Origin of the sequence: Marisediminitalea alba (assembly GCF_002993365.1) — a bacterium.
Taxonomy (GTDB): Bacteria; Pseudomonadota; Gammaproteobacteria; order Enterobacterales; family Alteromonadaceae; genus Alteromonas; species Alteromonas alba.
The window spans coordinates 48,767-61,894 of sequence record NZ_PVNP01000142.1 but is presented as its reverse complement, the minus strand read 5'-3'; the positions used below and the strand labels follow the sequence as shown (position 1 = coordinate 61,894).

The following is a 13,128-nucleotide window of genomic DNA, read 5'->3' as shown; positions in this document are numbered from 1 at the left end:
TGTGAGATGTATGGACTCCCTTCCCTGAAAGGGGTACGGTCTTAATTGTCAAATTAGCCAAAGGGGTCCATACATGATTAAGAATACAATTATTGCAATTGACCTTGCAAAGCATTCCTTTCAGGTTTGCAAGTTCAACAGTGACGGAAAAATTGATTATAACAAAGCAATGAGTCGTAAAGCATTGATAGCACTTCTGGGAAACCATGTGTCAGCGTTAGTGGCAATGGAAGCCTGTGGTGGCTCGAATTACTGGGCGCGTTTAGCGAGGCGGCATGGTCATCAAGTAAAAATCATTCAGCCTCGCGCAGTAAAAGGGCTGCAATTAAAGCAAAAAACAGATAAAAATGACGCCTACGCTATCGGTATTGCGGCTCAATTACCTCATATAAACTCTTGTGGCATCATGGAGGAAGATGAACAGGGTCTTCAGGCCCTGGAGCGGGTGCGAATGCTGCAGTTGGAGCAAAGGACGGCGTTGGCAAACCAGATACGAGGACTGTTGACGGAATTCGGGATTGTGATAGCAAAGGGGTTAAATCATTTAGTCACTGCGCTGCCTGACATTTTAGAAGATGCAGAAAACGGCTTGCCGATGAATTATCGTCAGGCTTTGGCTGCGCAGTCACAAATGTTACAACTCTATACGACTCAAATAGAAAGTTATGACAGGCTCATAGCAGAACACACGCGGCATAATCCTGTTTGCCAGAAATTAAGTAAACTCGAAGGCGTAGGCCCTTTGATTGCTTTGGGGTTAACCGTTCGATTGGGAAATGCGACAGAGTTCAATACAGGCCGGGATGCATCAGCATGCATAGGTTTGACACCGAAGCAGCATTCGACCGGCGGTAAAGAGCGATTGGGACATATTTCTAAAAACTGTGCAGATAAAAGATTGCGAAGTTTGCTCTATCAGGGAGCAATGTCGGTAGTGAATAAAGCAGTATCCAGAGAGCCTAAGACTGTGAAAGAGCAGTGGCTGAAGGCGTTAGTTGACCGAAGGGGAAAGAAGGTTGCTGCCATCGCGTTAGCAAATAAAACGGTGAGAACCGCTGTTGCTCTAATAAAGAATAATGACGATTACAATCCGATACTGTTAGCAGCCTAAGAGTTAGTAAATCAACAAATTGCGAAAATAAATGGTAAGACCAACCAGCAGAATTCAGCCAGTCCTCTCAAGTGACTAAACACTGTGTGTGAGAATTGAACTGTTGGTGCGTATACATCGAAGGGCAGGAGTAGCTCTCCATTTAAAGCCCGTATATAAGAGCGCATCTACTACTAATTTTTCAAAAGATGTTGATTACTTCAGGGAGTCCATATAAGAGGGATGAGGCGGAGACGCCTCACCCTACTCGATGTTTTTGGACGGTAATTATCGTCCCGGAATTCGCGCAGCGAATATCCGGGAACCCAATAAAAGGCTAACTAATCTAATATAGCCTTTTCGCCAAGGAAGTATTGAATCCACGATATCATGCATGGAGGTCCCCGCTTAAAAGCATGCAGGGACGAGCAAATTACCTTATTACCTGATAGGGGGAATTCCTCCTGAGCGGGTATTGTTTGCAAACACGAACATCGTCCCTACTATCATTTCAGAAAAGGCAGCACTTGAATAATATGGACTGTTACGGGGGGCGGCTTCGTATTAGCTTGCGATGTGTCTGCATTTATCCTGCTCAGCCGTTGATTGGTCTATAGTTATAAAGAAAACATCAATGCGACGAAAAAAAAGCGCTAGAATCGCGCAGCAGGGTCAGCCAGACCCGTATTTTTAAGCCGCAATCATTATCGGGGGCAGTTATCGCTCCGGTAGGTTAACAATAAAAGGTGGACAAATGGCCTCGGTGTTAATTGTTTTGCTCGGTATTGCAGGAATGCTGCTGGGCTGGTTTGTTTATTCAAAATTTATCGCGGAACGGATTTTCCAGCTCGACCCTAATTTCAGAACACCCGCTCATGAGCTGCGCGATGGGCTGGATTATGTCCCTACCAATAAAGTGGTTCTGTGGGGACACCATTTTACCTCTGTAGCGGGCGCTGCGCCAATTGTCGGCCCGGCTATCGCGGTGTACTGGGGCTGGGTTCCTGCCGTTCTCTGGGTAGTATTTGGGACCATGTTTTTTGCCGGTGTACACGACATGGGGGCTTTGTGGGCCAGTAGCCGGCACAAAGGTAAATCCATGGGCGCGCTGGCGGAAGATGTTATCGGTAAGCGTACCCGCTCACTGTTCATGGTGGTGGTATTCCTGGTACTGCTGATGGTCAATGCCGTGTTCGGCGTTGTCATTGCTAAATCCTTTGTATCCCAGCCAGACGCGGTATTTCCTGCCTGGATGGCAATTGCCGTAGCACTGGTTATTGGTCAGTTGCTGAAACGAAACTTTAGCCTTATCCCGATGTGTCTGGTGGGGATCATTGTGCTTTACGCCTCGGTGTTTGCTGGTAGTTACATTCCTATCGAATTACCCGACACCCTGTTTGGCTTATCTGCTAATGCTAACTGGATCATTATTCTGTTTGTCTATGCTGCCATTGCTTCACTACTGCCGGTGTGGATGCTGCTGCAGCCCAGAGACTTCATTAATGGCATGCAGTTGCTGGTTGGCTTGTTTTTACTCTATGGTGCGGTGTTTGTGTCGTTACCGGATATTACTGCCCCTGCGTTTAACACTCAGACTGCTGTGGATACGCCCAGCATAATACCATTGTTATTCGTAACGATTGCCTGTGGCGCGGTGTCGGGTTTTCACGGGATTGTTTCCTCGGGTACCAGCTCCAAGCAGCTGGATAAAGAAACAGATGCCCGCTTTGTGGGGTACCTCGGTGCGGTAGGTGAGGGCTGTCTTGCCCTGGTGACTATTGTTGCGGTGAGTGGTGTGGCATTAGCTGCGTCACCAGAAGAGTGGCATGAAGTATACAGCCATCTGGGTGATGGTTCGGTGGCAGCATTCATTACCGGTGGCGCTAATCTTATTCAACAGGGCTGGGGCTTACCGGTAGAGTTCTCATCGACTATTCTGGCCACCATGGTTGTGCTGTTTGCCGGTACCACCATGGACTCGGGTGTTCGTTTACAGCGCTACATCATTCAGGAATGGGGTGAAATCTATCAGCTACCGGTACTCAAAAATGGCGTGATAGCTACCCTGGTTGCGGTTGCCTGCTGTTTGTTACTGGCCTTTGGTGCCGGAGGCTCTTCTGGCAGCGGCGGTATGATTATCTGGCCATTGTTTGGTTCTACCAACCAGATCCTGGCAAGTATGACCCTGCTGGTGATTTCAGTGATGCTGATTAAAATGAAGCGCCCGGCGATTTATACCCTGGTGCCTATGACTTTTGTTATCGTAATGGCTTTCCTAGCGGGAACTATTAAGTTAAAAGAGTACTACCTTGATGGCAACTATCTGCTGGTCTTTTTAGATGCGGTGGTGTTGATTGTTAGTGTGCTGGTAATGCTCGAATCCTGGTCGGTGATCCGTAAGTTCAAAAGGCAATCAGCCTGATGAAAAAAAGCCGTCAGTACAACTGACGGCTTTTTACTTTATGTGCTAGCAACGCATACTCCTGAAGAGCTTTTGCGTTTAGAGATATGCGTTAAAAACACCCGCAGTAATGATCATTAACGAAACAGAATATAACACCAGTGAAACTTGATCTGACAATTTAGCTTTAGTCATAATTCGAGCCTCTTTTTCATCGAATGTAAGCTAAATGTAACAAATTGGTTTGTTTTTGTTAATTATTCTTTGGTATTAGATAGTTTGTTACCATCGACTGTGCTTGTATCCACCGGATAAGGCCTCATAATAACCCTTGTACACTTGACTCAATGGACTGCTTTACATGATTTTATTGCTCGTTTACGTGATTATCGCACTGGGATTTTCATTCTTGTGTTCCATCGCCGAGGCGGTGATCCTGAGCGTTTCTTCAGCCTATATTTCTGTTCTGGAAAAAGAGCAGAAACCCAGTGGTGCGGTACTGCGCCATCTTACCGAGGATATCAATCGCCCCTTATCAGCCATTTTAACCCTCAACACTATTGCCCATACCATGGGCGCCGCAGGCGCTGGTGCTCAGGCGGCAATCGTCTTCGGCGATGCTTATCTGGGCCTTATTTCGGCAATCCTTACCCTGCTGATCCTGGTCTTTTCGGAGATTATTCCCAAAACACTGGGTGCAACATTCTGGCGCGCTCTGGCGCCCATCACCGCCTATTTCCTTAAGTACCTGGTTATTCTCCTTTATCCTTTTGTAAAGATGTCGGAATGGTTGACTAAAGGCTTTAAAGAAGAGAGTCCCTTGCGTGGCCTTAATCGGGCTGAGCTGCATGCTATGGCCGAGCTGAGTGGCGAAGAAGGCCAGCTCAATGAGCATGAAGCTTCGGTAATGAAGAGTCTGCTTACCCTCAATGAGCTCGCGGTAAAAGATGCCATCACCCACCGTACCCAGGTTTTCTCGGTACCGGAAACACTCACTATCACTGAGTTTTTCCATAAACATGGCAGCATAAAATATTCACGCATCCCTATTTATGAAGAGGGCGATTCAGAGCAAGTCACCGGCTTTGTGATGCGTTCTGACCTGCTGGTTGCCCAGGCTAAAGGCCATGGCGACAATCCGTTGTCACAATACCGCATGAGCATGGTCACGGTACTGGGCTCCATGCCGCTGTCATCCACCTTTGATCAGTTTATTAAAAATCATGTGCATATCGTGCTGGTTGTTGATGAGTACGGTGGCCTGGAAGGCATTCTGACCCTGGAGGATCTGCTGGAAAGATTACTTGGAGTGGATATTGAGGATGAAAAGGATACCAATGTCAGCATGCGCCGCCTGGCTTACGTTATGCATCGCCGTAAGCAGCTGATGATGCTAAAAAATGTGCCGGATAGCAGTATGACATCGGCGCCGGGTAAAAAGTAGCCCGGCGCCGATAGCGTTAAGGGTTTTCCAATCGCTCCTGCCACATTGCCAGATGTTCCCGGCGTTTGTGCTGTAATTCACCAGCCACTTCGGGATCGTCCTGCAAATCCGTTGGGATCATCGCCAGCATGCGGTCGCAGGATAGTGCTGATACCGCCGCCGCCCATACCTGAGTTAAATGTACATTTGAGGTCTGCTGACTCGCCGCCAGCTCATTGGTGGCTGTGATTTTCTGCTGCATAGTCTGGTCGTTGCCCGGGTACATTGCCACCGCGACCTCAAAGTCTCGTTTAAGCTGAGTAAAGTCATCCTGGTTTTCGTCAATATCCCGGCCGGTTTGCATCACCGTCATCACTGCCGACTGGGCGTGACTGAAAGTATCAAACAATTGCACGTGTATCTGGTTGAACTGCTTTTCCAGTGCCACGATCCGCGGATCAGCTTCGCTCATGATTTCGCCTTTTCTGGTTAGTTCTGGGGAACGGGTAATGAAATTACCACGCAGACCCCGGTCTTGTCCGGTAAATCCTGCAGCACAATGTTACCTTTGTGAAAGGCCACAATCATATTGGCAATATACAGCCCCAGGCCTAAATGCGGCGGGCCGTCGGCATTATTGCCTTCTGCGCGCACCGACACCATGGACTGGGTCAGCTGCTCATGCATGCCTTTGGGCAGCAATGGACCGGTATTGGTAATACTCAGTTTAACAGTGCGCTGTTCCTGCCACATATGCAGGGCAATAGTACTCTCTGGCTGGCTGAATTCCACTGCATTGGCGATGATTTTGTCCAGCATCTGGGCAACCAAATCCGGTGAGCCATTGAGTTGCACTTTCTCGCAACTGAGCCTGAGCGCAAACTGGCGGTGGGGGTATGCGTGCTGATAGCCTTCTACGCAACCACCCACCACTTTAACGATATCGAAGCGTTCGGTGTCTTCCTGACTGATCATCTGCTCTAATCGCGTAGCTTCGCTCATACTGTTAAGAATGCTGCTCAGGCGGCTGATGCCCGATTGTGCGCGGCTGAGGAATACCTGCTGCCGGGCAGGATCTTGTACCTCATCGAGGGTATCCAGAGAGGAACGTACCACCGCTATGGGCGTGCGCAGTTCGTGGGAAAGTCGGGACGCCATGTTCTCAAGATAGGAATTGTACTGTTGCAGGCGGCTCAACACAGCGCTGAATGAGCGGGATAAGTCGCCTATTTCATCACCGTGGCGGGATGGCGGCAGACTGCCAATAATTTTGCCGTTGGGGTCGATGACCGCTTCGGTATCGTCACGTAAGTTGCGAATTCGGCTGGAGATACGGTGCGCAAACATCAGCAAACCGAGTGTACCTAGTAGCATTACCGCAAGAATAACGTGAAAAAGCTGTTCCAGCGCCCGGTTACGCAATGTGCGGATCCCGTGGGTGGTTTGTTCAACGACAACCGCACCCATGACGGAGTCGCCAATGTAAATGGGATAAGCGGCCGACAGTATCACCGCCTTGTTGTCCGGGGTCAGGCGCCACAGGGAATCTGGCTGGCCACTCAGCGCGTGATTGATATCTTTGCCTGCCAGCGCGTAGGCGTCTGCCAGTTCGTCCACAAAATCGCCGGGCGGACGGGTGAGTATCTGGTAATAGAGCGGCAACAACCATTGCTGTTCAATATAGTGCCACCATCCCTGACTGCTGCTTTTCTGGCTGCCTGCATTAAGCCCGAGAGAAGAGTGGATAGAGCCCGAGCGGGCCAGTACCCGTTTGTGTTTATCGATAACCCATACACGGGAGTCGGCGTAGCGCAACCCGGAAAGTATCCGCTCGATTTCCGGTGATGGGGTTACCACGGTTCCAAGGTCATCGCTCTGGTTGGGATTGGCGGTGCCCACGGCATACTGTTTGGCGCGGTTAGCCGGGTCGTCAACATCGACAATGGCGAAGGCCAGGGCGCCGGAGGTCATGGTAATCGGAAAGCGCAGCTCAACATTATATCCGGTACTGGTCAGCTCCCAGCGGCCCTGAATTTCCAGCGCGTTATCGACGGCACGAAAGCGACCGGGGTTGTCATCAAGCTGGTAAGCATTCACCCAGCCGGAGTCGTAAGGAGAAATAATATAGCGGTGCAGGGTATCCTGCGCATCCAGCATACCGATCAGCAGATGATCGGAGCGATCAACGCTAAGGCTATTAGGCGCTCGAAAAACTACTTTGTCATCGGTGACCGCGAACATGGCATAAAAGTACTGATCGTAACGTCCCACCATGTGCTCTACCGACAGGGTAACCGGCACATTCTGTTCAGCAAACCAGGTAACCACGTTCTCTTCGTTATAAGACTGGATGAGCGGTGATACTGCCTGCCATTCCTGTAACCGGCCATCGAGCTGAATGGGGACATCAATAGGTGGGGCGTATAAATCAGTACCCGGGCGGACGTTTTGTAAATATGCGGACTGGCTGTCAAACAAGGCAGGGCGCTCGTGCAACGCAGTGGCAACTGCTCTGGCCGTACCAATCATGGTTTGTTCCTGGCCGATGCGCAGGTATTGTTCCAGCTCCCAGACATATTTATAGCCGAGCCACGGAATCGCAAACAAGAAAAGCGACAGTACCAATAACTGCAGACGAATTGAAAAACGTAACTTCACCAGTCTGATCCTTTTATACCGGTCAGCTATTGCTGCCAGCGATATCCCATGCCGTAGACCGTATCAATATGGTCAAAGCTTTCGTCGAGCTGGACAAACTTTTTTCGCATACGCTTAATATGTGACGTAATGGTGGAGTCATCGACGACCATGCGCGACTCGTCCATCAGTTGCTGGCGGCTTTTCACATGCCCCGGGCGTTTGATCAGAGCGTGTAACATCCAGAATTCGGTAACGGTCAGGGCCACCGGAATATCCTTCCAGCTCACCGTCATACGGCTGACATCCACGTTAAGATGGCCAAGGCGAATGGTATCTGAGTCCTGTTTGGGCGTGGCAAGTAAGTCTGTGCGTCGGAACAGGGCGGCAATGCGCGCCAACAGGTGGGCCATGCTGATATCTTTAGTCAGGTAGTCATCGGCACCCATACGCAGCCCGCTGATGGTATCCACGTCATTATCCCTGGCAGTAAAAAAAATGATTGGTAGCGATTGAGAAAGCTGACGTAACTGCTGACACAGCATAAAGCCGCCTTCCATCTCGTCATTCAGGCCGATGTCGATAATAGCAAGATCGGGGAGAGACTGGCTGAATGCCAGGCTGGCCGACGGGCGGTCAGCATAAGCCTGAACCGTGTAGCCTTGTCCGCTCAGCACGGCGGTGTAGTTATCACGGATAGCAATATCATCTTCAACAATGGCAATGGTTTTTGGCATACATCATTCATCCTGTCTAATACCGGCCCCTACTATAACTTAGTTAACAGGGTTAGGCGGAAGTTCGGCATAAATTCCCCGAGCTTGCCATTTTTCTGCCACTTTTGTTCCGCGGTAGGCGGGTTTTCGCAACGGGCAACGTGTTTGGTGGTTAATGTCGCCACAAGTTGCCATGTTTTTCCTTTTTTGCTCAGCACATTGCCACAAGCTGACACCAACCGCGCCATATCCGACTGGTGTAATTCATATCGTTCACAGCGAAACACAAATTGATTACCCAGAGGAAACTATTATGCGTAAAACTATCATTTCAGCCGCACTAGCAATGTCTTGCTTAACTTCAGTGGCGCCAGCCATGGCTAGTGACAAAGAGAAAACTTATGAACACGCCGCGGGCATCGGTATGGGATCCGGGGTGGTGATTGGCGCCATGGTAGCGGGGCCGGTAGGCGCTGCAGTCGCTGGCTTAGTGGGAGCCTTTGTAGGCAATGATATTCAACAGGACAAAGAACTACAGGCCAATCAGGCAAGGTTAACCGCTCAGGCTGAGTTGTTGTCGCAACGCGACCGCTCTTTGCTGGCAATGAAAAGCCAGATTCAACAGTTACAGCAGGCGAGCATGACTACCCAGGTAAGTGATACGCGCACTCAGGATACGCCGGCCATCACCTTGCAGAGTGTGGTGCAGTTTCAAACCGGTGCCTATGACATTGCGCCGGATTACCAGCAGCAATTGGATCTGATTGCCAAAGCGTTACGCGGCTACCCATCGTTGCAGGCTCGCCTTACCGGCCATGCCGATCAGCGGGGCGATGCTCAGTACAATCAGGCGCTGTCTATGCAACGGGCAATTAGCGTAAAGCAATACCTGCTTAATCAGGGTGTAGACGAAAAGCAGGTACTAACCCTGGCGTTAGGCGAGGAACGCAGTAAACATAAAGAGTATGAAGGCACTTTCTTTGACCGTAAGGTGGTCATTGAGCTTGGTGAGGAAGATCCAACGTTAACCGCACAGCGATAGCGGTTAGCCGGTAACCACCTTGTTCTTCCCTTTCAGCTTTGCATCGTACAGGTTGATATCAGCCTGTTCGATGACATCATTGAGGGGATAGCGTTCTATATTCTGAATACTCACTGCACCAGCACTCAGGGTAACCCGTTCAAAAGGTGAGTGCTTGTGCGCTATTTCCAACTGATAGATATCGGTTAAAATCTGATTAGCTATCTCCCTGGTACCGGAGAGTCCGGTATTCGGTAGCAGCATAATAAATTCCTCTCCCCCGTATCTGACCACGGCATCACGGGCCCGGCGCGTATAACGTTTCAGTACTGCCGACACTTTTTCCAGACAAATATCACCTTTCAGATGGCCATAAATATCATTGTACTGTTTGAAGTAATCCACATCGAAGATAATCAGCCCTAGTGGCTGGTGGTTGCGCATCAGTTGGCGCGATAAGCGGGGATATTCCTCATTCAGATAATTGCGATTGTAGAGGCCGGTCAGACTGTCTTCATAACTGAGCTTTCTTAAGGCGTCGAGGCGCAGCTTACTCAGTAACTGATTACGGACGCGGTGAACAATGGTCTGGGCCACCACCGGTTTGGTCACAAAATCATTGCCACCGGCTTCCCAGCAGTCGACCTGGGCGTCTTTACCTAAATCCGCGGTAATAAAGATAACCGGGATATCAGCGGTATCATTACGGGCTTTTAGTTGGCGGCAGAGCTCCAGGCCATTGATATCAGGCATGTTTACGTCAACCACCAGTAAGTCAGGTAGTTTGTTTTCACAAAATTCTATGGCGTCGGCAGCAGAGGAAGCAGTGAAAGAGCGGCAAAGGTTATTCAGGATATTAGCAACCAGCGTACTACTGAGGTGATCATCATCTACGATTAAAACCAGGCAGGACTCGATGTTTTTCGTGGATTGAATGGACATGAGAGGAACTTTCGAGCCACCATTAAATAGATGCGTTGTTGCTAACATGTAAAAATAGCACGGGATAGAAGGAAAACAAACCTTAAACGCGGGCAATAGGTATAACTTTGGTATGTATAATTGCTTTATAGTATATTTTTTAATACTTTATTGGTTTTTTGAAATGGTTTGTCCGGCAAAGTAGACACTTTAATTCTGTAAATTTGTTACCATAATAGATGGGAAATCTAATTCTATCTGAACCCGTTGTGCTCAGGCCTCCCGCCACAAAAACGAAATACCAATAACAGACGTTGGGTTGGATGGTCAGGCGAGTATGGTGTATAGCCATACCATTTGCCAATTCCTGCCCCCCAGGGTAACACAACAATAAACACGGAAATCAGCATGCAAGCGTTAACAATCTCGGGGTTAACAAAAACCTACCGTGGCTCAGTTCATGCCTTAAAGGGCGTTGAGCTGAGTGTGCAAGAGGGTGACTTTTTCGCCCTGCTCGGCCCAAACGGGGCGGGTAAATCAACAACCATTGGCATCATCAGTTCGTTGGTAAACCAAACCTCAGGCGACGTAAAAGTGTTTGGTTATGATTTGGATAAGCAAAAAGAACTGGCCAAGTCCTGCATTGGTCTGGTGCCGCAGGAGTTTAACTTCAACCAGTTCGAAACGGTATTGCAGATCGTGCTTAATCAGGCCGGCTATTATGGCGTGCCTCGCAACGTAGCTCACGAGCGGGCCGAAAAATACTTATCGCAACTCGATTTATGGGAAAAGCGCAATGCCCGCGCGCGCGAATTATCTGGCGGTATGAAGCGTCGTCTGATGATTGCCAGAGCCTTAATGCATGAGCCAAAAATGCTCATTCTCGATGAACCCACAGCCGGCGTGGATATTGAGATCAGACGCTCAATGTGGCAGTTCCTGCAGGAAATAAATAGCCAGGGAATTACTATCATTCTGACTACGCATTACCTGGAAGAAGCGGAAATGCTGTGTCGTAATATTGCCATCATCGACAAAGGACTGATTGTTGAAAATACCTCTATGAAGGCACTGTTATCCAAGCTCAATATCGAAACCTTTGTGCTGGATTTACAGGGCGAAACGGCCGATGTTAGCCTTGAGGGCTTCGAATACCGCTTACTCGATAGCAGTACGCTGGAAGTAGACGTGGCCAAATCCGATGGCCTGAATCCGGTGTTCAGTCAACTGACGGAGCAGGGCATACAGGTAATGAGTATGCGTAACAAAGCCAATCGCCTGGAAGAATTATTTGTTAGTCTGGTTGAAGCCGGACGTAAGGAGTCGGTGTAATGTCTGCCGGAAACAACTGGATAGCTTTAACCACCATCTGGATAAAAGAGTGCACGCGCTTTCTGCGCATTTGGGTACAGACTCTGGTGCCGCCAGCCATTACCATGAGTTTGTACTTTGTTATTTTTGGTAACCTCATCGGTGAGCGTATCGGTCAGATGGGCGGCTTTACTTATATGGAGTTCATCGTCCCAGGCCTTATCATGATGTCGGTGATCACTAACTCTTATGCCAATGTTTCGTCGTCATTTTTCAGTGCTAAGTTCCAGCGTAACCTGGAAGAAATGCTGGTGGCGCCGGTACCTACGTCGGTCATTATTCTGGGCTATGTAGGCGGCGGTGTTGCCCGGGCTATGTTAATTGGCCTGATTGTAACAGTGGTTTCGATGTTATTTGTGGATGTTCATATCCACAATCTTGCGATCATTGTGCTGACCTTACTGCTCACCGCAACACTGTTTGCTACGGCGGGTCTGGTTAACGGTATTTTTGCCAAAACTTTTGACGATATCAGCCTGATCCCTACTTTCGTGCTAACTCCACTTACTTACCTGGGCGGCGTATTTTACTCGCTGACACTGTTACCTGAGTTCTGGCAGTGGGTCAGTAAGGCAAACCCTATCGTATATATGGTTAACGGTTTCCGTTACGGCTTTTTAGGGGTATCTGATGTCAATATCGGTCTGGCCATGGGCCTGCTGGTGTTGTTTAACCTGGCATTATTTACTCTTGCCTACACACTGCTGAAACGCGGTACCGGGATCCGTTCTTAATCATGCGGGGAAATTCACGAACCGTAGAAAGTCAGCAAGATGGCGTTCACGAAAAGCTTGAGGCGATAGTTGAAAAGTACCAGCGTACTGAAAACCGTCGCCCCATCCACGCCCATACCCAGCAGGCTTTTGATGACGTGGCAGACTGGCTGAGTGACTGGCAGGGCGAGGTGATCCTCGACTCCTGCTGTGGCGTGGGTAAAAGCACGGCCGGCTTGGCTGAACGCTATCCGCAGGCGCGGATTGTCGGCATCGACAAATCGGCGCTGCGCGTTAATAAGCACCAGCACTATCAGAACGAGCAGGACAACTACCGGGTCGTGCGGGCTGACGTCGTCGACTTCTGGCGGCTCATGCGGGTTGCGTGTCAGCAGAGCCCATGGCGTATCAGCGCCCATTATCTGTTGTATCCCAATCCGTATCCTAAATCCTCTCAGGTACAAAAGCGATGGCATGCGAGTCAGGCTATGCCCGATCTCATGGCTTTGTCTCCTCGTATTGAAGTGCGAAGTAATTGGTTGATTTACATTGAAGAGTTCGCTGTTGCCGCAGCTAAATACGGCATGCAGTGCGAGATTGCTGAGGTTAATTCGCAGCAACCGGCGCTAACGCCTTTTGAGCAAAAGTATCAGGACAGCGGACAGCAATGCTGGCATTTACTCGGGGCAATGGTGCAATAGAGCCTTACACTAAAGCGGTTAAAATGCGGATTTGTGTCACTAATATGACAGATTTTCATGGGTTTTTGTTAGAAAATCCTTATAATCGCATTCTTTTTGGGGCAGCCCCGGAAGAGCTTTTTACTGGCTGTTTA

12 protein-coding genes are annotated in these 13,128 nt (G+C 49.3%); 7 read left to right on the top strand and 5 right to left on the bottom strand.

The window, feature by feature from the left end; all coding sequences use genetic code 11:
* Positions 1 to 73 precede the first annotated feature (73 nt).
* The 3 genes from C6Y40_RS13095 (at position 74) to C6Y40_RS13085 (ending at position 4,935) form a co-directional block, all read left to right on the top strand.
* Entirely contained in the window at positions 74 to 1,111 is a 1,038-nt protein-coding gene (locus C6Y40_RS13095; RefSeq protein ID WP_105933382.1) for an IS110 family RNA-guided transposase, read from the top strand.
* Positions 1,112 to 1,844: 733 nt separating this feature from the next.
* Positions 1,845 to 3,512: a carbon starvation CstA family protein gene (locus tag C6Y40_RS13090; protein WP_105934962.1), complete on the top strand. Its 1,668-nt coding sequence runs from the start codon at positions 1,845 to 1,847 to the stop codon at positions 3,510 to 3,512.
* Between the two features lie 340 nt (positions 3,513 to 3,852).
* Positions 3,853 to 4,935 carry a CNNM domain-containing protein gene (locus C6Y40_RS13085; RefSeq protein ID WP_105934961.1) on the top strand — a complete coding sequence of 361 codons (1,083 nt, stop codon included), beginning with the start codon at positions 3,853 to 3,855 and terminating at the stop codon, positions 4,933 to 4,935.
* Positions 4,936 to 4,951: 16 nt separating this feature from the next.
* Here the strand turns inward: C6Y40_RS13085 and C6Y40_RS13080 are convergent, their stop codons facing one another.
* The 4 genes from C6Y40_RS13080 to C6Y40_RS25415 are packed head-to-tail and all read right to left on the bottom strand — an operon-like array spanning position 4,952 to position 8,452.
* On the bottom strand, positions 4,952 to 5,386 hold the full coding sequence (locus C6Y40_RS13080) for a hypothetical protein (RefSeq protein ID WP_105934960.1): 435 nt from the start codon (positions 5,384 to 5,386) through the stop codon (positions 4,952 to 4,954).
* Between the two features lie 17 nt (positions 5,387 to 5,403).
* Positions 5,404 to 7,572 (bottom strand): proteobacterial dedicated sortase system histidine kinase, encoded by a 2,169-nt coding sequence (gene pdsS, locus C6Y40_RS13075; protein ID WP_105934959.1) that lies wholly within the window; start codon positions 7,570 to 7,572, stop codon positions 5,404 to 5,406.
* A 26-nt stretch (positions 7,573 to 7,598) separates the two neighbouring features.
* Positions 7,599 to 8,288 carry a proteobacterial dedicated sortase system response regulator gene (gene pdsR / locus C6Y40_RS13070; RefSeq protein ID WP_105934958.1) on the bottom strand — a complete coding sequence of 230 codons (690 nt, stop codon included), beginning with the start codon at positions 8,286 to 8,288 and terminating at the stop codon, positions 7,599 to 7,601.
* Positions 8,289 to 8,320: 32 nt separating this feature from the next.
* Positions 8,321 to 8,452 carry a hypothetical protein gene (locus tag C6Y40_RS25415; RefSeq protein ID WP_276309520.1) on the bottom strand — a complete coding sequence of 44 codons (132 nt, stop codon included), beginning with the start codon at positions 8,450 to 8,452 and terminating at the stop codon, positions 8,321 to 8,323.
* Positions 8,453 to 8,580: 128 nt separating this feature from the next.
* On the opposite strand from C6Y40_RS25415, the gene pdsO reads away from it, so the two are divergent.
* Entirely contained in the window at positions 8,581 to 9,309 is a 729-nt protein-coding gene (gene pdsO, locus C6Y40_RS13065; protein WP_170308479.1) for a sortase-associated OmpA-like protein PdsO, read from the top strand.
* 3 nt (positions 9,310 to 9,312) lie between these two features.
* Here the strand turns inward: pdsO and C6Y40_RS13060 are convergent, their stop codons facing one another.
* Entirely contained in the window at positions 9,313 to 10,230 is a 918-nt protein-coding gene (locus tag C6Y40_RS13060) for a GGDEF domain-containing response regulator (RefSeq protein WP_170308478.1), read from the bottom strand.
* Between the two features lie 387 nt (positions 10,231 to 10,617).
* On the opposite strand from C6Y40_RS13060, the gene C6Y40_RS13055 reads away from it, so the two are divergent.
* From C6Y40_RS13055 to trmB, 3 genes are read left to right on the top strand one after another with little or no spacing between them, the layout of a single operon-like run.
* Entirely contained in the window at positions 10,618 to 11,541 is a 924-nt protein-coding gene (locus tag C6Y40_RS13055; RefSeq protein WP_105934955.1) for an ABC transporter ATP-binding protein, read from the top strand.
* Entirely contained in the window at positions 11,541 to 12,314 is a 774-nt protein-coding gene (locus C6Y40_RS13050) for an ABC transporter permease (protein ID WP_105934954.1), read from the top strand. Before C6Y40_RS13055 ends, C6Y40_RS13050 begins: the two co-directional genes overlap by 1 nt.
* Positions 12,314 to 12,994 (top strand): tRNA (guanine(46)-N(7))-methyltransferase TrmB, encoded by a 681-nt coding sequence (trmB, locus tag C6Y40_RS13045; RefSeq protein WP_105934953.1) that lies wholly within the window; start codon positions 12,314 to 12,316, stop codon positions 12,992 to 12,994. The genes C6Y40_RS13050 and trmB overlap by 1 nt, the downstream gene beginning before the upstream one ends.
* The last annotated feature ends 134 nt before the right edge of the window (positions 12,995 to 13,128 follow it).